The sequence below is a fragment of the Thalassotalea sp. ND16A genome (genome assembly GCF_000764205.1).
Taxonomy (GTDB): Bacteria; Pseudomonadota; Gammaproteobacteria; order Enterobacterales; family Alteromonadaceae; genus Thalassotalea_A.
In genome coordinates this window covers 19,134-43,452 of the sequence record NZ_JQDZ01000103.1, presented here as the reverse complement: position 1 = coordinate 43,452, position 24,319 = coordinate 19,134, and the positions used below count along the sequence as shown (strand labels likewise).

Sequence of the window (24,319 nt, the reverse complement as noted above, 5' to 3'; positions counted from 1 at the left end):
AATAGTAAAAGCAGAGTAACATCAAATTATCGATATTACACTGCCTTAGTCGGTTAAAATGTTGCTTTACTTGTTTACATCTAAGAGCTATATCAGCTCTAGATCAGACTGGGTTTGCACCTGAACATTTTTCATTCTTTGATGATATACCCTTTCACTCTGCAAACGTTGATAGTGGCGCAGGCCGTGCTCTTTTTGTCGGTCATTGGAAAACGCGGAAACTCGCTTTAAATAACCAATTACCCGGGTACCATAATCAACGTCTTCACTGCCACACGAACTGCAATTATGTAGGGTGCGTTTATCTATGTGCTCACATTCGTTACAAATGGTGATTTTTACGTTTACACAAAAATAATTACAGCCAGTTTTCGCCGCCACGTTAAACAGTTTTACGTAAGCGTCGGCAGTTAAACTTTCATCTAAATTCAAATGCAGCGCTGAGCCGCCATCGAGATATTGGTTTATTTCTCTACCGTGCAAGACAAATTTATCCAGATGATTACTGCTTTCATCTTCGACTAAATAGAAATACGAGTTGTAGCAGTCGCGTTTGGTTAGGTAACCATCTTTGGCATCCCATTTTGAGTTTTTCACCCCAAGGTTCTCTGCCGGTACAAATTCAGTGTTAAACATGTAACCAAATTCTTTTTTCGCATCTTGATTGGCTTTAAAAATAACTTGCAGTTTGCTACTGACGAAGTCTTTATAGGCTTGGTTATTACTTACCTCTAGCCCCGCATACTCGGCAGCTTCGGCCATACCGTTAATACCTATGGTTAAAAATTGTTTGTCCAGGGTAATAAAGCCGGCGTCATAGACACTCAGCGCCCCTTGGGCTAAATAATCTTCCATCAGTTTTCGATAAGCAACCTGATATTTTTGAACCTTTTCAACTTCGGTTTTTAAATCGCGACCATCTTGTTGCAGACGATTCATATTCATGGTGATAACGTTTATCGAGCCAGTTGCAACGCCACCAGCACCTAAGGTGAATGAGAAAGTATTATCGGTAATTTCATTGCGCAAACGACAGCAAGAGGCTAATGAATCGGCACTATCGGATAGATAAATGAAAAATGAATTACCCATGGCTTTTTCTTTCGCTAAATTGTAAGCAAAGTCTTTATCTTTACATTCGCCGTTTTCAGTAAGCATGGCAGCGGTTATTACCGGAAAAGTGAGGATCGCTTTATCGCGTTCGGCGTTTATCCACCTTAAAAAGAAGTTTTGCAGTTTATCAACCGTCGACCAGTTAGGCTTGGAAAAATCAGGAAAGACAAAATCTTCAAACATCGACTGGAAGTAATGTTGATCGAAAATTGAAATATTCCAGAATACACTTTGATAACCTCGTGCTGCGGCGGGTTGGTTTAGTGCATAAACCACATGTTGCAGATGATTTTCGATGGCTTTGCTATGGGTTGCAAGGTAATCGTCACCAAACTCTTTACGGGCGAAATAATCAAAATACGTTAAGAATTCCACCGATGCCACAGCGCCGGCAAATTGTGCCGATATGGCGAAAATCAAGTTAACAAACGAGCCACAAAACGACTCCATATGTTTAGGTGCTTTCGATTCGCCGCCAAGCTTGGTTAAACCATCGAGCAAAAACGGGTACATGCTAATCGAGGTGCAGTAGGGCTTGATACTGGTTTCGTCGTGTACGTAAATTTCATGCTCTTCAATTTGGCGTTGATACTCATCGGCCAGGTCGGCATCAAAAATTTCACGTATTTTATTTTTGACCAAAGAGCGATTGATTTGCACATAACAATCTTTTAGTAATTCCGCCTCTAAGGTAGCAATGTTCTTTTGTGTGACGTTGGCATTGGCGTCCATCTTCGAACCATCGGCAGCATTTTTTGCCGCAAAGTATTCCTGTACATAAGCTGTTTTTTTATTAATTTGTTCTTCGCTAAGCCGCAACATGTTGTATTCCTTTTTTTATAAATAGATGATTGAGAGAGTTACCTGTGCTCAATTCAATGAATTTTTGATTTGTTCCTGGGGTGTTTAAGCCACCCCGTTGTGGATCCCATTTGCCCACTTTTGCATAAGTTAAATGTTTACTGATTTCATCATCAACCGCATTTTCTCCGGTATAAAGACAGGTTTTTAGCCCCAGATGTTTGGCGATGATAAGTTTTTCAATAAGGTGATGTTGTTGCCATTCCCCTCCCATAAATAACACCGTAGAAATTAAGCCCTGATATTTATTAAGCCAATGAATAAATGCGGTGTTGGTAAGAGGTTGGCCAAAATTTTTATTCCACAGCTCGGTGCTGTGGCAGCCTTTACAACCAACCTGGCAGCCGGTGATGCTAAAGCACAAACTGATCTCATTTGGCACTTCCTGAAACACTATCGTGGGAGGCAAGCAATTAAAAGTCATAATCTATATGTTGTGTTTTTATTGTTGTTAAGCACACTATATAGTGCTTCGCTGTGTGCGTAGTTTGATCTAGATCAAAGTTTTATTGCTTTAATACCCCCAAATTATTTATGGAATATTTTAAAAAAAGCCATTTGTCAGCAAATAGGGCAGTGGTTAAACACGGTTAACGGCCACATTTAGTTTCGCTAATTTGCCGTTTTTCAACTAACGTTAAAACCATCAATAATAAAAAAATTATCAATAATATCGCCATTTTACTAGGGACTGAGGGATGCAAGATGAAACGACTGATCATATGTTTTGACGGAACCTGGAATAACCCCGAACAAGAAGAAAATGGTGTCGCCTCGCCCACCAATGTGTACCGGTTAAAAAATGCCATTAGTAAATCAGGCGAAGATGGTGTTGCGCAAAAAGTGTTTTATCACCCCGGTGTTGGTGGTGAAGAAATTGGCATCGTTGACGAGGTTTTGGGTGGGGCATTGGGTTTTGGTATCAATCGACATATTTCCAGCGCCTACCATTGGCTTGGTTTGAATTATCAGGAGGGGGATGAGTTATTTATTTTGGGCTTTTCCCGAGGCGCATTTTCTGCCAGAAGTTTAGCCGGCTTTCTCGGTAAAGGTTTATTAAAGCTACAAGACATCGCTGCCAAAGAAAGCTGGCAACGAGTCGATAAAGCATTTCACAGAGGTTATAAAGACCGACAGAATAAAAACAGTTGGGCACAGCCTGACTGGCAATTTTTTCTTGAACAGGCGGCTATACCGGTCACATTTTTAGGCGTTTGGGACACGGTTGGTGCTTTGGGCATTCCCGATGATCTTGAAATCATCAATTTGTTTGACCGCAAAGACATTTGGCAATTTCATGACACTAAACTTGCGAGTCATATTTTGCACGCCCGTCATGCCATGGCCATGGACGAACGCAGAACCAACTTTACCGTAACGCGCTGGAGTAACGTCAGCAAACATGATGATGCCATCGAAATCTGGTTTCCCGGTGTTCATGCGGATGTTGGCGGCGGTTACTACGACAGTGACTTATCTAATGGTGCTTTAAAATGGATGATCGGTCAAAGCAAAATGTTCGGCCTTGGTTTTCGCCACGATGTTGAACAATTAATAATCGATAATGCGGCCGGCATACTGCATAACTCCTACAAAGGTGCATTTGCCAAACTGCGCTCTCGTCCACGCAATATCCCCGCGCTGATCAAACAAAACTCGCCGTCCTTTCATGAAAGCGCCTATGTGCGCCAACGGCTATCGCCAATCGAGCATGAACCCTATCATGTTACTCAAATTCTTGCTCAGGGCGAAAGCATTACCATTGAGGTATATGCCAAAGCTCGCTGGAATTGTGCCAATATTTACCTTGAACAAGGGCATGAATATGCTTTTAGTGCCAGCGGTGAGTGGCAAGATGGTAAAGAGAGTTGCAACTGGTTAGGTACCGAGCAAAATAAACAACGCACCAGCAGCGACCTGATCCGCGCCACGTCCAGCTTTTTGGGAAAATTTGAGTCATTGTACAAACGCTTGAGCCAAAACGAATCCAGTGACTTTTTTGGCACTAAAAGAGTGGAGAATAAGCCCTGGTTTGCGCTGATTGGGGCCATAGCCAATGATAGTGGCAAAGGCCATCAGGATGTTATGTACAAACACGATAAAGATTATCAAAGGGTGGTGAAAAATGACGGTAGCGCTATTCCGCATCAATATCTGGAACTTTCTGAATTTACGAGCAATACACCATTAAGAATTATTTACCCTGGCTATTTATATTGTTTCGCCAATGACGCCTGGAGCTTTTATGACAATAACAAAGGCTATATTGAATTAACCATAACGCGGACAAAATAGACAATAACAGACGCTTTTGAAGATATTTTTAACCTAATCAAAACCAGCTATTGAGAAATGCCTTTTGATGCCTTACCTTGTGTTTAGCACTTAGCACTTAGCACTTAGCACTTAGCACTTTAGGGATCAGATGCGCTTCATTCATACTTCTGACTGGCACATAGGCCGGTTGTTTCAAAATATCTCATTGTTAGCCGATCAACTTTTCGTATTAAAACAAGTTAAACAATACGCCATCGAACACAACATAGACGCCTTAGTGGTATCCGGAGATATTTTTGATCGCGCGGTGCCACCAAGTGACGCTGTAGATGCCCTCAATGACTTTGTTAATGAAATAAAGCAACTGCAGATCCCCATTATCATCATAAGTGGTAACCACGACAGTGCCAAACGTTTACGCTTTGGTGCTCAGCAAATGCAAAAAGCCGGCCTGCACATCCTGGCCGACATCAAAGACATCGAAACGCCAATCGTTGTCAACAGTGACACCGGGCCGGTGGCGTTTTACGGCATTCCTTATCATGATCCGGTAGAAGTTCGAGAAGCATTTAATACCATCGATGCTGGAATTGAGATAAAAACCTATGATCAGGCCCATACCTATCTGGCAGAAAAAATCTTAACTAAGGTAGCTGAAAGTAAACAGCCTAAGGTATTACTCAGCCACTGCTTTATTGATGGCGCCAGTGAATCAGACTCTGAGCGGCCGTTATCTATTGGCGGTGCTGATAGAGTGTCCTGGCAGCCATTAACCAATTTTGATTATGTTGCCCTTGGCCATTTGCATGCGCCACAATACAAAGGCGTCGAGCACATTCGCTATTCCGGCTCCTTACTCAAATATTCATTTTCAGAATATAAACAGAAAAAGGGCGTTACCTTAGTTGAGCTAAACAGTGATGGCTTACAAAGCCATCAGCATTTACCGCTTAAAGCCAGGCACGATTTAAGAGTGCTAGAGGGCACGTTGCAAGAGCTTATTGAGCAAGGCAAAAGCGACCCGCAAGCAGACGATTATATTCTGGCAAAATTAACCGATACGCAAGTGATCCTCGACCCTATGGGGCGCTTACGGCAAGTGTATGCCAATGTATTGCAAATCGAGCGCACTAATTTTGAGTTAAGCTCAAACAGCAAATTGAGCCAGGAAAAAAATAATAGCGATAATGAGCGTAGTGAAGAACAAGTGTTTACCGACTTTTTCAGTCAGGTGATGAACGTGGAATTATCAGCCGAGCAACAACAAATGTTGCACGCCACCATCATTGAAGCTCGTGCAGAGATGAACGATATGGAGAGTAAATAATGAAACTCTATTGTTTAGATATTCACGCATTCGGCCCTTTTGCCGGCCACGAACACATAGATTTTAGCGATTTAGGTGAGAACCCTTTATTTCTGATTGATGGCCCCACCGGGGCGGGTAAGTCTTCTATATTGCACGCCATTTGTTACGCTCTTTATGGCGAAACCACTGACGAAGCTCGCAAAGACATGGGGGTAAGGTGTGACAATGCCAACGCTGAAACCTTAACGGAACTGAGCCTGGAGTTTTCGGTTCGAGGTCAATATTACCGTATTACCCGCACACCAACGCAAATGCGCCAGGCCAAACGCGGCGATGGTGTTACCGAACAAAAAGCTGCAGCTCATCTTCGCAAAGTGTTAGCAGATGGCGAAGAGGAAACTCTGGTGGCGAAAAAGAAAAAGGACGCAGATGAGCAAATAAAACAGATCATTGGCCTTTCCGCCGAGCAGTTTCGGCAAGTTATGGTGTTGCCGCAAGGTAAGTTTAGAGAATTATTGTTGGCCAAATCGGATGCCCGACAAGCCATATTATCGACCCTGTTCCAAACCGAAATATTCAAACGCATTGAGTTTTTATTAAAAGATAAAGCCGCTCATATCGACAGAATTTATAAAAAATTTAAAGAGCAAATTGAAGAAACCCTAAACGAAGTGTTTGTTGCCAATATTGACCAGCTAAACACGGCAATAGTGGATGCGGAGCAACAACAAAATGAGTTGAACACCATTAAAGTTGCAGCCGATAAAAGCAAACAACTAGCGCTTAATGATTTAAAAATGGCGGAAAACTTAGCCAAAGCCTTTCACCATAAGGCCAGTAAACAGCAGCAGTTAAACGCCCATCTAGTCAATAAAACAGAAGTTGAACAGCAAAAGGAGCAGTTAAGCCTGGCGGAAAAAGCCAGTGCTATAGCCCCCAAATATAAAGCGCTTTGCCAGGTTGTAAACGATATAAAACAAAATAGCGTGCAGCTGGAACAGGCAAAGACGCTGCAGCAACAAAAACAGCAACAATTGCAACAACACCAAGTCATGCTTGAGTTGGTGAGCAAGAACTGTTTAAACCGAAACCCACTAATAGCGCAATTACACCAATTACAGGGCTATAGTAATACCTTGGCAGATTTTGCCAATGTGCAGCAAAGTGCTGTGCTAGCGGCTAAAGATGAGCAAACTCTGATTACGCAGCAACAAGAAGCCACAGACAAATTGGCCGAGCTTACCCGGCGCAGTAAAAATGGTCAGCTTCATATTGAAGATTTACAACAAAAAACGGTCAATAAAGCGCAAGTGTTATTGCAGCAAAGTCAATTGCAGCAGCAGATCAGCTTGGCAACTAAAGTTGCACAAACGCTAGCGGCAAGTCATCAGCAGCAACAGGAAATTACTCAATTAACGCATGCATTCAGCCAGGCTGAGCAAGACTATAAGCTGGCGACAGAAAATGCCAATAAAATTGAGATGCTCTGGCATTCCAATCAGGCGGCAGTATTAGCGAGAACCTTGCAGCAAGATGCACCATGTCCGGTGTGCGGCTCGATTGAACATCCAAGTCCGGCTACATTAACCTCAGGCATGGAAGATATCTCCAAGCAAAAAGTTGATGGTGCCAGAGCATTGCAAAGCCAAAAACAAACGGCAAAATCGCAACTCGATAAAGCGCTGGCGCAGGCAAACGAAGTGCTTAATCAATATCAGCAACAATTGAAAAAACTAAATACTGAATTGGCTGATGCCGCCAACAGTACCTTAGCTAACTTAAAGGCGCAGTTGCGAGATATTAACCTGCAGGCAGAGTTTATCTTAAACACTGAAAAGCAAATTCCAGCAGCGATGAAAAAATTGCAAACCATGGAGAGTCATTTAACCCCGTTAGCCGCAAAAATTGAGCAGTTGACTGCGCAATTGCCGAATTTAACCGCAAAATCCAGTTCTGCCAAAACCTTGTTAAACACTGCTGAACAGGCATTACCTGCACAATATCGAGAGCAATCAGCCTTAACTGCAGCGATGGATCAATGTCAGCAGAGCATCAACAAACTCGATAATGATTTACAACATGCCCAGCAGCAACAGCAACAAACGAGTAATGAATGTAGTGCAATAAAGGCCAAGGTGGAAGAGCTTAGCAAGCAGCAGCTCGGGCTAACACAACGTGAAACTGAGCAGGCCAATATTTGGCAACAGGCATTGAGTGATAGTGAGTTTGCCAATATAGCGGCATTTGAAATGGCAACTGCAAGTGTCGCAAAAATGCAATCATTGCAGCAGCAAATTATGGCATTTGAGCAAAACAGACAAACATTAACCTCAGAGCTAAATTTATTAAGCGAGCAACTAAGCGATAAGCAGCCGCCAAATATAGATGCGCTTGCAGATAAAGAGAGTCAGCAAAAGCTTAATTATCAGCAGGCGGAACAGCACTGGGCGCAAGCGCAAAATAAATTAAGTAAATTAAATGATGCCAGCATAAAAATAAATCGCCTTGAAACTGAACAGAGTGAGAACAAAAAGCAATTTGAAGTGATTGGCACCTTGGCCGCCGCCGCTGCTGGCAGGGGTAAAGTGAGGGTGTCGCTCGAACGTTTTGTCTTGGGTGATTTGCTCGATTCGGTGTTGGCCATTGCCAGCAAACGCTTGCACATCATGAGCAAAGGCCAATACCGTTTGGTACGCCAGGATGAAGAAACCCAAAAGAAAAATGTCACCGCCGGGTTAGATTTAGCCATAGACGATGCCTACACTGGCAAAACCAGACCGGTTGCCACATTATCTGGTGGTGAGTCGTTCATGGCCTCATTGTCGTTAGCGCTAGGCTTAAGTGATGTAGTACAACAACGCTCTGGTGGTATCCAACTAGATACCTTATTTATTGATGAGGGCTTTGGCTCATTAGATCAAGAATCACTGCAACTGGCCATCCAAACCTTAATCGATTTACAGGCAAGTGGCAGAACCATCGGCATCATCTCGCATGTCTCTGAATTAAAAGAGCAAATGGCACTGCGCATCGATGTAAAAAGTTCAAGAGAAGGGAGCTCGGTTAGTACAGTTAGTCATTAATAGATTAAATAAGCCACTTGGGACAAGTGGCTTTAACTGGACCGCGATTAACTCAAATGTTTAATCCTCGCTCATCGACATGTCATCACGTAAGCGATACACCGTATAATTGGTAGAATGGAAATTATCAGACCATTGCTTGAAAATTTCACCGGCCTTGGCTTCATCGCCTAAATGTTCAGCTAAAACTTTGGCAAAAGATTTATCGGGTGGCGTCATGCCGGCATAGTCATTGTATGGGATAACCAGCGACAAATTGCCGTCACCACCAATTTGCCAGCTCCAGGACCAAGAATATGGCCATTTCATCGCTTTGGCGTTATCGCTGAGCATTTTTTTACCTGCACTTATCGATTTACCTTTGCCCATTTTGGCCGAGTAATCGGTAACACCAAAATATTTATAACCTTGCTCGCCTTCTGGCCAGTTGCTATTTTCAAAGTCGACGCGAGAATAATAATGCTCATAATGTGCGACATATTGATCAACATTCATATTCCAGTGCGCTTGTATTTTATTGTCTGTCCCCCATGTTACATAACTTTCAATGTCGTTGAATTTGGTACAGCAAAAACGCACGGCATAATAATTTAGGTTTTTACCAACGACCGGGACGTAAGTTTTCCAAGGGCGGGGATCGCCTTTTTCAGCTCTGAATTTGATGTGTTGTTTAAACGCTTGCTCAAATTTTTCATTTTGACCAGGGTTAGGCACCACAATCCAAAGATCGGCTAAAGAATCTGGCTTTGCCTCGGCAGCTGAAACTGTGCCGAACAGCATTTGCACCATTATTAGCATGCTACAGGCGAGAGTTTTGGTTATTAATTTACTCATTTATGTTTATCCTTAATGAAATTTAATGCACGGCCATATTCACTACGAAACTGCTCATATTATTCCAAAAAACTATGAATTCATTAGCATTAATGCCAGCAAGATCACGCATAAAGCCTAGCAAATAATCGATAAAATTCCATTTTGAATAAAAATAGCAACTATTTTTATTCATTATTAGCCACTGTTTTGACTTTCAATAAGCAACTTCTAAACTTAAAGTTTGGATTTGCCTTACTAAGTTAAAAATTCAGCTATTGAGTGAATAGTTACAATTCAGGGCTACAGAATGTTATTTAATTCGTTTGCTTTCATCTTTTTCTTTTGTGTTGTGCTTGCCTTGCATAACCTGCCGTTTAGCTGGCGTATCAAAAAAACAAATTTGTTGCTTGCCAGTTATGTCTTTTATGCTGCCTGGAACCCGCCCTTTGTGATCTTATTGTGGATCTCAACCGTAGTTGACTGGCATGTGGCAAAACGTATGTTTGCTGAAAATCGACCGCAGGCGCGCAAAGTATTGTTGATCATTAGCATAGTGGTGAACCTGGGAATGCTTGGTTTTTTTAAGTACGGCCAATTTTTACTCGATAATTTTATTGCTTTGATGGCGCTTTTCAATATTGGCTATCAACCGGCGGCCTGGGACATTATTTTGCCGGTGGGGATCTCATTTTATACCTTTCAAACGATGGCGTATTCGCTGGATGTGTATTTAAAGCGGGCAGAGCCAGCCAAATCCTTGCTTGATTTCTCTTTGTTCGTGACCTTTTTCCCACAACTGGTGGCAGGCCCGATAGTGCGTCCTACGTTTTTAATTCCGCAATTTGCCACGCCCCGGGTGGCAACCAATAATCAGCTATTTTGGGGCATAACCATGATGGTTATCGGTATGTTCTCAAAAGTTGTGGTTGCCGATGGCATATTGGCACCTGCTGCCGAAAAGGTCTTCGCTGCTGCGGAAATATTAACCCCCGTTGATGCCTGGTTAGGCACTCTGGCGTTTTCCGGACAAATATTTTGCGATTTTGCCGGTTACTCCACTATCGCCATCGGGGTGGCTCTGACCTTAGGGTTTTCATTGCCAAACAACTTTAACTTTCCTTATGCCGCGATTGGTTTTTCTGATTTTTGGCGGCGCTGGCACATCTCGCTGTCAAGCTGGTTACGGGATTATTTGTATATTCCATTAGGTGGCAACAAAAAAGGCGCAAAACGTACCTTTATTAACTTAATGCTGACCATGTTACTTGGTGGCTTATGGCATGGTGCCGCCTGGACCTTTGTGGTGTGGGGCGGATTACACGGCTTGTATTTGGCAGGAGAGAGAATACTGTATCGAAAATACCAGCAGGTCGCCTTTTGGAGTTCGACTCAGGGACAAGTGGTGTTAGCACTTTTCACCTATTTTCTGGTGAACATTACCTGGGTATTCTTTCGCGCACCAGACTTTGCTACTGCCTGGCGCATGATGCAATCTATGTTGCTGTTACAAGGCGATAAAAATGTACTGTCTAGCCAATACATCATGCAAACGTTGCTCACCATTACCATCATGTTGGCAATACATTGGTATATGCGCAATAAAACACTGGAACAAGTGGTCAGCAATATTTCTCTGCCAGCCGTTGGCGCAACCTGCGCCACCATGATGTTTTTCATTGCCATCACTCAGGGAGGGAGCAATGCCTTCATCTATTTCCAATTCTAAGTCGAGAAATGACAAAAACCGCTATAACCACTGTTACTATACTGAGGATTTCAACCGAGACATTCCAAAGCATCACTGGTTAAAACTGATATTACTCACTTTAAGCGTATTTGCCATATTACTTACCGGCTGGGAAGGTTACTGGCGCAGTCAGGGGGTGCAAGCGGATTATATCAATTCAAACAGTTTGTGGGCGATAGAGCGGCGCAAAGTGAGCAAGGAATCGGTGATATTTACCGGTTCATCAAGAATGCTGTTCAACCTGCAAACCGATATCTGGCACCAACAAACCGGCATTAAACCGATTCAATTAGCGCTTGAGGGCACAACACCATTGTCAGTATTAGAAGATTTAGCGGATGATGATAACTTTCAGGGCACGGTATTTGTCGGGGTGGCTCCGGGGTTGTTTTTCTCAGGTTTTGAGTATCGTGCTAAGGCATTAAAAACTTATCGACAAGAAGCGCCTTCGCAATGGCTGGGGCAACAGCTTGCCATGTTGATCGAACCACACCTTAGCTTTTTGGCTCCTGACTTTGCCCTTTTTACCATCATGAAAAGGCAGCCATGGCCTGAGCGTGAAGGCATTAGTAACAATTTGGACGTACGAAAATTAATGGTAATGGCAGAAGACAGGAATACCCAAATGTGGGATAAAGTGGTCAAGGATGAAGAATACCGCAAACTGGCGATAAAAATATGGATGCAAGGCTTTCAACCGATTGCAGAGCTACCGGCAGAGAAGCAAGAAAAAGCGTTGGAAAATCGCAATAAACAAATAGAACGTGCCGTTACCGTTAACAAAAAAATGCAAGCAAAAGGCGCAACCCTGATCTTTGTTCGCATGCCATCTCAAGGTTTTTATACCATGGAAGAGGGCATGTATAATCCGAAAGCAGATACCTGGGATGTGCTCTTGCGTAAAACCGGTGCGCCCGGTATTCATTTTCAAGACTATCCGGATTTGAGCAAATATACTTTACCCGAAAATTCTCATTTGGCGGCGCAAGATGCGAGGAGCTTTACCAAAGATTTTGTCCGTATTTATCAAAACTTAATCAGCAAAACCGAATTTTCCACCATGTCAGCACCATGAACCTTGGTGATGCTGCAGCCAGTTAGAAATGCTTGGCAAGGATAGTGGCATTGGCGAGACCGTTAACCACCGTTATCTTTCTTTAACGTTGCTGTCAGACTGCTGATTAAGTCCAGGGGCAAGGGAAAGACTATGGTGGAGTTTTTCTCTCCGGCGATTTCGGTTAATGTTTGCAAATAACGCAACAAAATTGCATTTGGCTCTTGCGCCAGTTTACTGGCCGCCTCAACCAAGGCGGTGGATGCTTCATTTTCACCACTGGCGTGGATCACTTTCGCACGTCGGGTACGCTCTGCCTCTGCTTGTCTGGCGATGGCGCGGATCATGGTTTCATTTAAATCAACGTGTTTTATTTCTACATTGGAAACCTTGATGCCCCAGGCATCTGAGCGAGTATCCAGGATCTCCTGAATATCATCATTAAGCATTTCTCTATTGGCTAACATTTCATCGAGTTCATGCTGACCTAATACTGAGCGCAATGTGGTTTGCGCCAGTTGCGAGGTCGCCTCGAGAAAATTTTCAACATTGATGATCGCCTTTTGCGAGTCGATCACCCGAAAATAAATTACCGCATTCACCCGTACCGATACATTGTCACGACTGATCACATCCTGGCTTGGTACATCCATCACCACAGTACGTAAATCTACTCGCACCATTTGTTGGATCAGCGGGATCACTATGATAAACCCCGGGCCTTTTACCTTGTAGAACCGGCCGAGTAAAAAAATCACCCCGCGTTCATATTCGCGCAAAATTTTAAACATGCTGAGCACTATCAGCAAGACTAAAAATATGACACTGGTCCAGAATATTTCTGAGCTATACACGAGAAACTCCATGGTTTTACTCCTTAGCTGCACGCCCGTCTTTGGGCATCGTAGTGAATTTAGTTACCTGTAATGTTAATCCCTGTATGCTTAGAACCTGTACGGTTTGCCCCTGAATTAATGGCTCCTGACTCACTGCTGCCCAGCGTTCACCATTAAAAATAACGTAACCACAATCATTAAAATCGCCTTCCACCAGGGCGGTGCCACCGATGATTTCTTCCTTGCCACTGACCACCTTATTGTTGCGGGTTCGCCATAAATACCCTAAGGTAAAGACAAAAAACAGTGACGATATAAAGGCGACTGAGGCAATTAACGGTATCGATATTTGAAAATGATTTTGTTCGGTATCGATTAAGAAGATAGACCCTAAGACAAAGGCCACGATTCCACCTAAGCCCAATACGCCAAAGCTAGGCGCCATAGATTCCGCCACCATTAAGGCGATACCTAAAATTAATAAACCGGCACCAACAAAATTAACCGGCAATAACTGAAAGGCGTATAACGCCACAAATAATGCAATGCCGCCGGTGACCCCGGCAATGCCACCTCCCGGGCTATAAAACTCGAGCAACAACCCATAAATCCCGATCAGCATTAAAATATAGGCAATGTTGGGATCGGTGATGGTGGCTATAAATTTATTGCGCCAATCGGCCTCTACCGGGAGTAATTTTGCCTTGCTTAACTTGAGTTGTTGTTGTTTTTCATTAATGGTGAGCGAGTACCCATTGAGTTGTTGCAATAAATCGGCAGGGGTTTGCGCCAACAGATTGATCACGTTTTTCTCTAGCGCTTCTGTGGCGGTGAGGGTTTCGGCATCGCGTACGGCTTGCTCGGCCCACTCTTCATTTCTGCCGCGCAATTGCGCCAACGCACGAATATAGGCGATGGCATCGTTTAATACTTTTCTTTCCATCGCCGTGGCACTTTCTGGCTTGCTTTCTTGTTGATCTTTCGGCGCGCTTGGGCCACCAATACTCACCGGGGTTGCAGCCCCCAAAGTCGTTGCCGTTGACATTGCTGCAATATGGCAGGCATACAGTATATAGGTGCCGGCACTGGCAGCTCTGGCACCTTGTGGGTAAACCAAACAGGCAATCGGCACCTTTGAGGCCATTATGGCCATATTGATATCACGTAAACTACTGCTCAATCCGCCAGGAGTATCGAGAGTAATAATGATCAGCGGGGAATTTAGCAGATTTGCCTTGTCAATTTCTTTGACTAAATAAGCACTAACGGCGGGCCCGATTGCGCCTTTTATGGTAAGCACTGGCACGTTGTTAGATGGAGGGGAAAGCGGGTCTATTGCAGACGATTCTGTTGCGGCCTTGCAAGCAAAGCTAACAATTAACAATGAGCCTATAATCCACCGTAACATGACAAGTACCTTACATAGACCTACTGTAAGTTTAGTTCAAAAAATAACTTTTATTTCGATAACGCGAGACTGAAGTCCCGCCAACCGAAGAACCACCGGTTGGCGGGGTTTCAACCTCGCGTAATTATCGCAACGTGATAACAGAGATTGGCTATCGCCATAACGCGAGACTGAAGTCCCGCCAACCAAGGGCCAGGTTGGCGGGGATTTATCCTCGCGTAATTATTCCAACGCGATAACAAAGAGTTGGCTATCGCCATTACGCGAGACTGAAGTCCCGCCAACCAGCGAGACTGAAGTCCCGGCAAATTTACTCGGCGAAATACCAGTAGCCGGCATCGAGTAACTCACCTAAAAAGCTGATAAAGTTTTCATTTTCGCTAAAGCCGCTGATCATTTCAGGAGTTACGGTTACGTTATCGCACATCTGTTTTACTGCGGCAATAATATTAGCGCTTACGCTGTGCTCTTCACCGTTAATGTAAAACAAGCCTTGTTCAACCGAATCATTAAAATAAAATGCTTTTAAGCCGCCTAGGCGCATCAGGTTGTTTGCTTGTAATAGCTCAGAAATCTCATCATTGTTATATGCGTCATCGGCAATTTGCAGGTCGAGTTCATGTTTTGCCTGACTTAAAAAGCTGCCGGCAAATTGCCGCATTAGTGACTCGTTTTCTACCAGTTGTAACAGCTGCTTTTTAATCTGTTGAAAATCAGCACTGCTAATTTCACCACTGTGATTAGATAATGCTCTTTGTGGATCACTTAGCAATTCAGCTGCAAGTTCCTTATCGGTTAAATGATCGGCTAAACCACTGATCATCGTTGCCGTTGAATTGGCACGAAAACCTACCGAAAAGCTTAAGGATGTCGCTAAAGTGACGCCATCGTGCGGAAATCCTGGCGGAATATAGAGAATATCGCCGGGTAATAGTTCGGTATCGATGATTGGCTGAAAAGGCTCTACATGTAATAACGCGTCATGAGCGGCAAATTCCACATGGTTGCCAATATCGCCGACGCGCCAGTTGCGTTTACCCGAGCCCTGGCAGATAAACACGTCGTATAAATCGATATGTGGACCAACGCCACCACCTGGGGTCGCAAAACTTACCATTAAATCGTCGAGACGCCAGTTGGGAATAAAGCGAAATGGCTCGATCATTTCAGCGGCTTCTTCGCTCCAGTGATCCAGAGCTTGAACAATTAACGACCAGCCTTGCTCGCCAAAGCGTTGAAAGTTGTCAAACGGACCAAATTCGGCTTGCCACTGATCACCTTCACGGTACACCATGCGTGATTCAACTTCGTTTAATCCGGCTAACCCGGCAATTTCATCGGCATCGATAGGGTTTTCAAAGTTTTTAAAGCCCTGGCGGATAACGACTGGCTTTTTTTGCCAGTAATCGCGTAAAAACGTTTCGCGACTAAATTCACTTAAACTCAACTCGAACATATATAGCCTTTTTGATAATGGGCAAAGAATAATGCGCTGTATTTTAAAGAGAGCCGGGAGAGTTTTATTGATCCAGTCGTTGTTTCTTTCGATTAAATGAAGGTTAATGGGGGCTACGAGCTACGAGCTACGAGCTACGAGCTACGAGCTACGGGCATCGAGCATCGAGCATCGAGCTTCGGGTTTCCGGTTGGCGGGGTTTTAACCTCGCGTAATTATCGCCTGCGATAACTGCATTTGCCTAGCGCCATGACGCGAGACGGAAGTCTCGCGAAATTATTGCAAGCGAAATAATTGCCTCAATCTTCTTGAGTTACCAACATTCTCTATTAAACTAAGAGGTTGAAAAATAATAAATAATGGAAATACCAATGAAAAAGATTTTCGGAATAATACTCCTCTCTATGTTGGCCATGATTCAGGCCAATGCCAGTAATCATCAAGGTACGTTATTACTCAGACAACCCGATATTCAAGGCAACACCATTGTCTTTACCTATGGACAGGAAATTTGGAAAACCGAGCTGGGTAATTTAAATGCCAAACGCATCACCAGTTTTCAGGGGCAAGCGCAAAACCCGAAACTGTCACCGGATGGTAACTGGATAGCTTTTACCGGCCAATATAATGGTAACAGCGATGTTTATATCGTCAATGTTAACGGTGGTATGCCGAAACAACTCACCTGGCATCCGGGCGCCGATATTGTAAAAGGCTGGAGTAACGACAGCCAGCAGGTGTTGTTTGGCTCAGGCCGTGATCAAGCACCACGTGCACAATCGCGTTTCTACCAAGTAAACATCTCTGGCAATACGCCAACATCGCTGCCGATGATCAGAGCACAAAGCGGCAGCTATTCAGCAGACTCTAGCCAATTTGTTTATCAAAAAGTGTCCCCTTGGGATGATGGCTGGCGTAAATATCGGGGTGGCCAAAACAACCCGCTGCGTATCGTAAGCCTAAGCACTTTGAAAGAGCAAAGCTTGCCGTTTAATGGCGAAAAAGTGACGAATCCAACATGGCATGGTGATGATATTTATTATCTGTCAGACATTGAAAATGTGGTCAATGTATTTAAATACAACGTTACTCGCAAGCAAGTGAGCAAGGTCACCAACCATCAAGATTATGACGTAAAAGGTTATGGCAGTGATGGCATCAATTTGGTCTATGAACAACACGGTAAATTGTTTTTATTAAAAGATGGCAACAGTAACGCCTTAGCTATCACCATAAACGCAGATTTTCCATGGGCGGCGGCAAGTTGGAACAAGGTAAATGATCATATCGAAGCGATAGCCTTATCACCTAATGGTAAGCGCGCCTTATTCACCGCCCGCGGTGAAGTGTTTTCAGTACCAGCAAAACATGGCGATACCCGAAACTTGTCCAAATCCAGTCATCGAGAAACTAGCGGCGTATGGTCACCCGATGGTCAGCAAATCGCCTGGTTTAGTGATGAAAGCGGTGAATACCGGTTAGTCATAGCAAACCAGAGTGGCCAAAGCCGAACAGAAATAAAGCTGCGTGAGCAAGGGTTTTATGGCAATTTAAATTGGTCGCATGACAGCAAAAAACTTGCTTACACCGATGAAAAACAGCAATTTTGGTTTGTCGATTTAGACAAACAGCGTAGCACGTTAATTGATCAAGACACGCGGGTGATCGTAGAAAATCTGGTACAACCGCAATTTTCAATAGACGATAATTTTATTGCCTATGTAAAAACCGAAGCCAATTTTTTACGCAACGTCTATGTCTATTCAGTGAAAGATAAAACGTCGCACTTAGTCACCACCAATATGGCTGATAACAATGCCTTTGCCTGGGACATCAATGGCAAATATTTATTCGTGACTGCCAGTACCAACTTTGCCAGCAAAGCGCCTTGGCTGGACCTAAGTATTGAAGGTAAAGCGTTGGAAAGCTATGAGATTTATGCGCTGCTATTAACCAAAGATACGCCAACACCGGTGCCGTTAAAGCAAGAGGATGAAGAAGCTAAACCCGAAAACAATAATGGCGATAAAGAAGACGACAGTGATGAAAAAGATGAAGAGGTAGTGGTCACTATCGATTTTGACAATATACTTAATCGCCTAATTCCAATTCCATTACCGAAAGGCCATTACTCCAATTTAACCAGTGCCGCCGATGGTTTATTGTATGTCGCCACCGCAAATGATCGCTCGTACAAATTGCATATGTTTGACTTTGATAAGCAAGAAAGCAAGTTGCTCAAAGACGATGTGCGCACCTATGTGTTGGCCAACGATAATAAGCACATTTTGGTATCCAGCAAAGGCAAATGGTTACTGGCCGACAGCCCGGCAGATCTAGAAAAATCCGAGCCACTAAACGTTGAGCTTAATTTATGGATTGATCCGAAAAAAGAATGGCGACAAAAGTTTCACGATGCCTGGCGTTTTCAACGAGATTACTTTTACGTAAGCAACATTCACGGTGCTAACTGGAACAAAGTCTATAAAGATTATTTGCCATTGGTGGAGCATGTGAATCATCCGAGTGATTTAACCTATTTATTAGATAATATTGGCGCCGAGACCTCGGTAGGCCACTCGTTTACCCGAAATGGCAAGTTGCCGGACATACCAAAATCTACCGTTGGTTTACTGGGTATTGATGTGGCCATTAACGGCAAACATTTTGTCATCGACAAAATATACGATGGCGAGCAATGGAACTCGGCTGTGACCAGCAAAGCACCGCTTGCCAGCCATAAAGAAAAACTGAAAGTGGGGGATTTAATCCTTGCGGTTGATGGCGTAACGCTGGATAGCAAAGAAAACTTTTATCAATATTTCAATGGTACCAAGGGTAAACAAACCAAACTTAGCATCGGCACCAATGGTTCAGTTCAAAAGCCAATCGATATCTGGGTAAAACCTACCGGTAATGAATACGAGCTGCGCATGCACGCCTGGATAGAAAATAACCGTAGGTATGTCAATGAAGCGTCAGACAATCAATTGGCCTATGTGTGGGTACCAGATACCACCACGCAAGGCTATGAGTATTTTAACCGATACTTTTTTGCGCAGGCAGATAAGTTAGGCGCAGTAATTGATGAGCGCTTTAACCACGGCGGTTCGATTGCCGATTATTACATCGATGTGCTGAATCGCAAACTCAGTGGCTACTTCAACAACACCTTAAAACCCGGACAACCATTGACCAGCCCCGGCTCGTTAATTAGTGGCCCGAAAGTGTTGCTGATTAATGAAATGGCCGGCTCGGGTGGTGACATGTTCCCGTATCTGTTCCGCTTTCATAACATTGGCAAACTGATTGGCAAAACCACCTGGGGTGGCCTGGTGGGGATTTGGGGCGTACCTGGCTTGATCGATGGTGGTTATATGACCGCGCCAAGAAGTGGCTTTTACGACTTAAATGGCCAATGGAGAGTGGAAAACGAAGGCGTAGCGCCCGATATTGAAGTGGATGAAGATTTGCAACTGGCCAGTAAAGGCATCGACAGCCAATTGAAAAGGGCCGTTGAAGAGGCCATGGCCGAATTGAAAACCCACAAAAACAACCGCCAGCAACCCTCTCCGGCAGAGCCCGTTCGCGCCGTTACCGCGACGATGGAATAGCCTTTCGATAAACCGATTAACGCGGGTAATCTGCGCCGGTTGACGAGGATTTCTCCTCACCGGTTGGCGGGGATTCATCCTCGCGTCATTATCGCTGGCGATAACTGAGAATCAGCTATCGCAACGCGATAACCAAGAGCTGGCTAGCGCCATAACGCGAGACTGAAGTCCCGCCAAGCAATAATCTGTAATAGTTACGCAAAAGTTGTGCAAAGTCTCTGCAGTCAACACTACTAATAACCAAATTGAATAACTAAGCTAAATAACAAGCGATATCACCTATCAATAAAGTGCTAATATCTCGATAACTGCAGTCAATCAACATTTACCATGCTTGAACATATTTTATTATTCATCATCTCCCTTGTCGCCAATACCTTGTCATCCCTGGCTGGCGGCGGCGCCGGCTTGTTGCAATTACCGGTATTAATCTTTCTTGGTCTGCCATTTGGGATAGCCCTTGCTACCCACAAAATTGCCTCGGTGGCACTCGGTTTGGGCGCTTCGATAAAATATCTGAAAACCGGTGGATACCGTTGGCAGTTAGTCGCCATTATGATTGGCGGGGCATTACCCGGGGTGGTGCTTGGCGCCAACGTTATTTTGCAAATACCCGCGAACATTGCCATGCTGTCGTTAGGCTGTTTAACCATAGCGCTGGGCATTTATTCCATCGTGAAACCCCATTTAGGCCTGCAAGATGAGTTAAAAAACCTGTCCGTTAAAGGCTATTTTATCGGTGCCCTGGGCTTGTTTTTGATTGGCATCCTCAATGGCTCGCTCACCTCTGGCACCGGCTTATTTGTCACCATGTGGCTGATTTACTGGTTTGGCATGGGCTATGCGCGCGCAGTCTCTTATACCCTGGTGATGGTTGGCATTTTATGGAATGGAGCCGGGGCTATCACCCTGGCATTAATCTCAGCGGTACAATGGTCTTGGCTGCCCGCATTATTATTGGGCTCATTACTTGGCGGCTATTTAGGTGCCCACATCGCCCTGACCAAAGGTAATACCTTAGTGAAAAGAACGTTCGAAGTGATGACCATAGTAACCGGCTTGGCGTTACTGCTAAAAGCGCTGCCATAACTTAAGTGGCTAGCACCATAGCGCGAGACTGAAGTCTCACCAACCCGGTTGGCGGGGTTTTAACCTCGCATGATTATAATTCGATTAAATTGTTATACTAAGATTTAATTGAATACTTAGAAAAGGGTAATCAAATGAGCAATCAGCAACAAAACCCAATAAAAGTGAACCTAAGCGAAATAGTAGATGCGTTAGAGTTTTCTGGCATGTCAAGTATTAGCGAAATCGTAACGTATTTAGATACGAGTACGGGCAAGATTATTGTTGATATGGATGAATCTGAATTTGGTTTTGAAGCGAAGGATGATCTACCTGATGATCTGTTTGAAAATGATCGCTATCTGCAATTGCCGGATAAATATGAGTTAGATCTTGGCAAAAGACTGGCGCTTCGCTTTGTGGAACAGTTTTTACCCCAACAATTTGATTATGCCTACCGAATATTCAGTAAATCTGGCGCTTATCGTAGGTTTAAATTGATGCTGGAAGAGCAGCAAATAACCGACAAGTGGTACCAATATGAGCAACAACAAACCGAGTTGGCGATTAAAACCTGGTGTGATGTTAATTCAATTGAGTATGATGAAAGTAACAAGAGACAGTAATTATAATTTATGAGTGAATACCAGTATTATCATTTTAAAGCCATAGACCAGGCGCTAACCGAGAGACAGCAACAGCAACTTAGAGATATTTCAACCCGTGCCGAGATAACCTCGCAATACTTTGAAAATGAATACCATTGGGGCGACTTAAACGCTGAACCGGTTGAGATGATGGCAACCTTTTTTGATTTTGGTTTCTATTTGACCAACTGGGGAAATGCCGAGCTATATATAAAGCTGGATAAGGGCATACTTGCCAGTAATCTAATTTCCGTCTTTTTGGTTAATGAACTCATTGATATTGTTGAACTTGAACAGCACAGTATTCTGGTATTGTCGCTTCCTGCCACTGAGGAGTATTATTTTTATGAAGGGGATGGCAATTATTGGTTGCACAGGATATTACCGCTAAGAGATGAACTTATTAATGGTGATTATCGGGCATTGATACTGATCTTGTTATCGGCAATAGAGTGTGGTTATTTTAATTTAGACTTTGCACTGCCGATATTGGCAAATGCTAACCAGCCATTAAGCCCATGCCAACAAGCAATTATGGAGTTTTTCCAGGTCGATCTTGTCTGGTCAAAAGTGTATCAAAACTATGCTGACCAGCATTTACCTAAGCATTTACCTAAGCAAGTAGCTAAGCCTGAGGTAAGCCAATTAGCCTTTATTGAGCAACTAGCTGAAGCAGACAGAAATGCAATGTTAATTAGCTTAATAAATGATAATGCCAATACGGTAAAAAAGACGTTAATAAAACAATTTAGAACGTTTGAACTTGAACAACCAGAGAAAACACAAACAATATCGCTAGCAAAGTTGCAGTGTGATTATGAAAAACAGCATCAAATATATGTAACTGAACAAGCTTTAGCCGAAGAAAAACTCGCCAAAGAGCGACAACAACAAAGAGAAATTCATCTCCAACAAATATATGACAGCAGAGCAGCCTGTTGGAGTGACGTCAACAAACTTGCCGACAAAGGCTCTGGCCATAGTTATAACGAAGCAACGCAACTGATAAAAGAGCTTAGTTTCGCCTACGAATTAAACCAGCAAGAGCCACAATTTCAACTGCAACTAACACGCTTTATCAGTAAAAACCCAAGAAAACCGGCGCTATTAAAACGTTTGCAAGAATATAAAACGCGAGACTGAAGTTTTGCCAACCATTCGACCAAGCCGGTTGGCTTGGTTAGTTTTACAGCCCTAAATTTTTTCGGCGTAGCCGCATAAATTTATCCAAAGGCGGACTATTCAATAACTTATTAATACCGGCATGGTTAACTTTCACCCTTGGGTCGGCAACCTTTATATCGATAAATTCAAAATAATTAACCCCTTTATCCAGCGTTTTTTGCAACCAAAGTTCGGCTTGATCAAACTTACCCGTTTGAAAGTAGATATCGGCAATAAATATCGGATAAATATCAGCATAGGTATAGCCGAACACTGGCGTATTGATTAAGGTTGTTAACGCTTGTTCATCACCTGAGTAGGCTTTTAACAGTAAATCGCTAAACCGGCTTTTTAGCAAACCCTGAGCAATGAGCTTTTGCCCGCCTAATTTTGTCGCAATTAATCGTCGGGCAAAGTAATTTCCCAAGGCGGTGATTTGGTTTGAATTTACGAACTCAGCTTTAGCGGTAAAAAGCTCACGCAAAAGCTCTAAGCCCTGGTCAACTTGTCCAGCCCTGAGCAACGTTTGCCCGTATTCGGCGACATTGATATAAGAATTAGGATCGAGTTCAAATGCCATTCCTTCCATTATCAGAGCATTGTCGTAATCCATTATGGTATTAAAGTAGTCACCAAAAAAGTTATATATTTCAGCATTTTGGGGCGATAAAGCGATAGCACTTTGAAAGTCTTGTTGAGCGCCAATAAAATCGCCTTCCCATTGAAACTTCACTGTTGCTAAAGAGAGCAGAGCTTCAACGTTTTTGGCATCAAGAGCCAGCGCCATATTAATCGCGGTACGCGCCAGTAAGTGGTGTTTTTTCAGATCAGTCACCAAACCGTAGTTTAATAACATTGCGTGTGCTCTGCCCATGCTGGCGTAGGCATTTGCATAACCGGGATCTAGCTCGATTGCTTGTTCAAATAAGCTGATTGCATCAAATAAGGCCAGCGAGTCGCTTGAGCGTTTTGCATATTCAAATTTGCCCTGCAGGTAGATTGAATACGCTTGTATATTGGTTGTTTGGCTTTGCTGGCTATGTAATGGATCTAAGCTGAGTTTTAACGAGCTTACAATGGCCAATGAGATCTCTTCCTGTATCGCAAAGATATCATTTAGCTCGCGCTCAAAGGTATTACTCCACACATATTTGTCGTTACTCACGTCAATAAGTTGTGTGGTGATTTTTACCTTATTGCCATATTTGCGCACACTGCCTTCGAGTACGTGATTCACCCGCAAGGCCTTGGCTATTTCTTTGATACTTTTTCCGCTGCCTTTAAATACAAAAGACGAGGTGCGAGAGCTAACCGATAAGCCTTTTACCCGTACCAGCGCGTTTAAAATTTCCTCAGCAATTCCATCGGAAAAGTATTCTTGTTCAGGATCGGAAGAAATATTGCGAAACGGCAATACCGCAATTGATGAATTAATCGTGGTGTTCACCGGTGTTGAAAAGTACTGCTGATACAACAGGCCGCCAATAATGAATAACAGCGCGGCAATGATAATAAAGTCTATTTTCCGACTGGTTTGATGGCTGATTGAATCGGCAATGTCGACGTCTTTACTGCGTTTTATGCCCTCCGCGGTAAGTTCGAATGCCCAGGCAAACAGGCAGGCGATGGGAAACCCGGCGAGCAGCAACACCAGCACCACTTTAGCAGCCCATTCCGGGGCTTCAATAATAGGCACAATGGAGTCGATCACCTGCACAACAAGCCACGACACAATGACATAAGCAATTGCTACTTTAAATACATTACGACGTTTGAGCTCTTTGATGAAGGACATAGCACCCAACTAAAAAGTTTATTTTTGCCTAATAAATAATAGTTTAAAATTTCAGGTTGGCGAGGTTTCAA

16 protein-coding genes are annotated in these 24,319 nt (G+C 43.6%); 9 read left to right on the top strand and 7 right to left on the bottom strand.

Going from position 1 to position 24,319, the window contains the following annotated elements:
- Positions 1 to 87: 87 nt before the first annotated feature.
- Both nrdD and nrdG read right to left on the bottom strand, forming a co-directional pair.
- Positions 88 to 1,935, bottom strand: coding sequence for an anaerobic ribonucleoside-triphosphate reductase (nrdD, locus tag ND16A_RS04930; protein ID WP_052073223.1), 1,848 nt, complete (start codon positions 1,933 to 1,935; stop codon positions 88 to 90).
- Positions 1,922 to 2,398: an anaerobic ribonucleoside-triphosphate reductase activating protein gene (gene nrdG, locus ND16A_RS04935; RefSeq protein ID WP_033078508.1), complete on the bottom strand. Its 477-nt coding sequence runs from the start codon at positions 2,396 to 2,398 to the stop codon at positions 1,922 to 1,924. Before nrdG ends, nrdD begins: the two co-directional genes overlap by 14 nt.
- A gap of 281 nt (positions 2,399 to 2,679) precedes the next feature.
- On the opposite strand from nrdG, the gene ND16A_RS04940 reads away from it, so the two are divergent.
- The 3 genes from ND16A_RS04940 (at position 2,680) to ND16A_RS04950 (ending at position 8,643) form a co-directional block, all read left to right on the top strand.
- Positions 2,680 to 4,269: a DUF2235 domain-containing protein gene (locus ND16A_RS04940; protein ID WP_033078507.1), complete on the top strand. Its 1,590-nt coding sequence runs from the start codon at positions 2,680 to 2,682 to the stop codon at positions 4,267 to 4,269.
- A gap of 130 nt (positions 4,270 to 4,399) precedes the next feature.
- Complete coding sequence (locus tag ND16A_RS04945) at positions 4,400 to 5,578, top strand: exonuclease SbcCD subunit D (protein WP_033078506.1); 1,179 nt, start codon at positions 4,400 to 4,402, stop codon at positions 5,576 to 5,578.
- Positions 5,578 to 8,643: an AAA family ATPase gene (locus ND16A_RS04950; RefSeq protein WP_033078505.1), complete on the top strand. Its 3,066-nt coding sequence runs from the start codon at positions 5,578 to 5,580 to the stop codon at positions 8,641 to 8,643. Before ND16A_RS04945 ends, ND16A_RS04950 begins: the two co-directional genes overlap by 1 nt.
- A 60-nt stretch (positions 8,644 to 8,703) precedes the next feature.
- Here ND16A_RS04950 and ND16A_RS04955 read toward each other — a convergent pair whose 3' ends face one another.
- Complete coding sequence (locus ND16A_RS04955) at positions 8,704 to 9,477, bottom strand: hypothetical protein (RefSeq protein WP_033078504.1); 774 nt, start codon at positions 9,475 to 9,477, stop codon at positions 8,704 to 8,706.
- Between the two features lie 289 nt (positions 9,478 to 9,766).
- Here ND16A_RS04955 and ND16A_RS04960 point away from each other — a divergent pair, with 289 nt between their 5' ends.
- Both ND16A_RS04960 and ND16A_RS04965 read left to right on the top strand, forming a co-directional pair.
- Positions 9,767 to 11,185 carry an MBOAT family O-acyltransferase gene (locus tag ND16A_RS04960; RefSeq protein WP_033078503.1) on the top strand — a complete coding sequence of 473 codons (1,419 nt, stop codon included), beginning with the start codon at positions 9,767 to 9,769 and terminating at the stop codon, positions 11,183 to 11,185.
- The gene (locus tag ND16A_RS04965; protein ID WP_052073222.1) at positions 11,160 to 12,281 is read left to right on the top strand and encodes a hypothetical protein; all 1,122 of its coding nucleotides are present in this window, start codon (positions 11,160 to 11,162) and stop codon (positions 12,279 to 12,281) included. Before ND16A_RS04960 ends, ND16A_RS04965 begins: the two co-directional genes overlap by 26 nt.
- A 62-nt stretch (positions 12,282 to 12,343) precedes the next feature.
- Here ND16A_RS04965 and ND16A_RS04970 read toward each other — a convergent pair whose 3' ends face one another.
- The 3 genes from ND16A_RS04970 to ND16A_RS04980 all read right to left on the bottom strand — a co-directional run bounded on the left by ND16A_RS04970 (position 12,344) and on the right by ND16A_RS04980 (position 15,960).
- On the bottom strand, positions 12,344 to 13,126 hold the full coding sequence (locus tag ND16A_RS04970) for a slipin family protein (RefSeq protein WP_033078502.1): 783 nt from the start codon (positions 13,124 to 13,126) through the stop codon (positions 12,344 to 12,346).
- Positions 13,127 to 13,130: 4 nt separating this feature from the next.
- Positions 13,131 to 14,504, bottom strand: a complete 1,374-nt coding sequence (locus ND16A_RS04975) for an NfeD family protein (RefSeq protein ID WP_052073221.1) — start codon at positions 14,502 to 14,504, stop codon at positions 13,131 to 13,133.
- 310 nt (positions 14,505 to 14,814) lie between these two features.
- Positions 14,815 to 15,960, bottom strand: a complete 1,146-nt coding sequence (locus ND16A_RS04980) for a cupin domain-containing protein (protein WP_033078501.1) — start codon at positions 15,958 to 15,960, stop codon at positions 14,815 to 14,817.
- Between the two features lie 371 nt (positions 15,961 to 16,331).
- Between ND16A_RS04980 and ND16A_RS04985 the strand changes: the two genes are divergently transcribed.
- The 4 genes from ND16A_RS04985 to ND16A_RS20365 all read left to right on the top strand — a co-directional run bounded on the left by ND16A_RS04985 (position 16,332) and on the right by ND16A_RS20365 (position 22,432).
- On the top strand, positions 16,332 to 19,574 hold the full coding sequence (locus ND16A_RS04985) for a S41 family peptidase (RefSeq protein ID WP_033078500.1): 3,243 nt from the start codon (positions 16,332 to 16,334) through the stop codon (positions 19,572 to 19,574).
- Between the two features lie 330 nt (positions 19,575 to 19,904).
- Complete coding sequence (locus ND16A_RS04990) at positions 19,905 to 20,663, top strand: sulfite exporter TauE/SafE family protein (protein ID WP_033078499.1); 759 nt, start codon at positions 19,905 to 19,907, stop codon at positions 20,661 to 20,663.
- Between the two features lie 134 nt (positions 20,664 to 20,797).
- Positions 20,798 to 21,268, top strand: a complete 471-nt coding sequence (locus ND16A_RS04995) for a UPF0158 family protein (protein WP_052073219.1) — start codon at positions 20,798 to 20,800, stop codon at positions 21,266 to 21,268.
- 9 nt (positions 21,269 to 21,277) lie between these two features.
- Complete coding sequence (locus ND16A_RS20365; RefSeq protein WP_052073218.1) at positions 21,278 to 22,432, top strand: hypothetical protein; 1,155 nt, start codon at positions 21,278 to 21,280, stop codon at positions 22,430 to 22,432.
- Between the two features lie 43 nt (positions 22,433 to 22,475).
- Here the strand turns inward: ND16A_RS20365 and ND16A_RS20360 are convergent, their stop codons facing one another.
- Positions 22,476 to 24,248 (bottom strand): tetratricopeptide repeat protein, encoded by a 1,773-nt coding sequence (locus tag ND16A_RS20360; protein WP_052073217.1) that lies wholly within the window; start codon positions 24,246 to 24,248, stop codon positions 22,476 to 22,478.
- Positions 24,249 to 24,319: the final 71 nt, after the last annotated feature.

Excerpts from the sequence above, each read along its gene's own strand:
- ND16A_RS04965 (WP_052073222.1), top strand. The coding sequence starts at position 11,160 with ATGCCTTCATCTATTTCCAATTCTAAGTCGAGAAATGACAAAAACCGC.
- ND16A_RS04985 (WP_033078500.1), top strand. The coding sequence starts at position 16,332 with ATGAAAAAGATTTTCGGAATAATACTCCTCTCTATGTTGGCCATGATT.
- ND16A_RS04940 (WP_033078507.1), top strand. The coding sequence starts at position 2,680 with ATGAAACGACTGATCATATGTTTTGACGGAACCTGGAATAACCCCGAA.
- nrdG (WP_033078508.1), bottom strand. The coding sequence starts at position 2,398 with ATGACTTTTAATTGCTTGCCTCCCACGATAGTGTTTCAGGAAGTGCCA.
- ND16A_RS04995 (WP_052073219.1), top strand. The coding sequence starts at position 20,798 with ATGAGCAATCAGCAACAAAACCCAATAAAAGTGAACCTAAGCGAAATA.
- ND16A_RS04955 (WP_033078504.1), bottom strand. The coding sequence starts at position 9,477 with ATGAGTAAATTAATAACCAAAACTCTCGCCTGTAGCATGCTAATAATG.
- ND16A_RS20365 (WP_052073218.1), top strand. The coding sequence starts at position 21,278 with ATGAGTGAATACCAGTATTATCATTTTAAAGCCATAGACCAGGCGCTA.
- ND16A_RS04950 (WP_033078505.1), top strand. The coding sequence starts at position 5,578 with ATGAAACTCTATTGTTTAGATATTCACGCATTCGGCCCTTTTGCCGGC.
- ND16A_RS04945 (WP_033078506.1), top strand. The coding sequence starts at position 4,400 with ATGCGCTTCATTCATACTTCTGACTGGCACATAGGCCGGTTGTTTCAA.
- ND16A_RS04960 (WP_033078503.1), top strand. The coding sequence starts at position 9,767 with ATGTTATTTAATTCGTTTGCTTTCATCTTTTTCTTTTGTGTTGTGCTT.
- nrdD (WP_052073223.1), bottom strand. The coding sequence starts at position 1,935 with ATGTTGCGGCTTAGCGAAGAACAAATTAATAAAAAAACAGCTTATGTA.
- ND16A_RS04975 (WP_052073221.1), bottom strand. The coding sequence starts at position 14,504 with ATGTTACGGTGGATTATAGGCTCATTGTTAATTGTTAGCTTTGCTTGC.
- ND16A_RS04990 (WP_033078499.1), top strand. The coding sequence starts at position 19,905 with ATGCTTGAACATATTTTATTATTCATCATCTCCCTTGTCGCCAATACC.
- ND16A_RS04970 (WP_033078502.1), bottom strand. The coding sequence starts at position 13,126 with ATGGAGTTTCTCGTGTATAGCTCAGAAATATTCTGGACCAGTGTCATA.
- ND16A_RS04980 (WP_033078501.1), bottom strand. The coding sequence starts at position 15,960 with ATGTTCGAGTTGAGTTTAAGTGAATTTAGTCGCGAAACGTTTTTACGC.
- ND16A_RS20360 (WP_052073217.1), bottom strand. The coding sequence starts at position 24,248 with ATGTCCTTCATCAAAGAGCTCAAACGTCGTAATGTATTTAAAGTAGCA.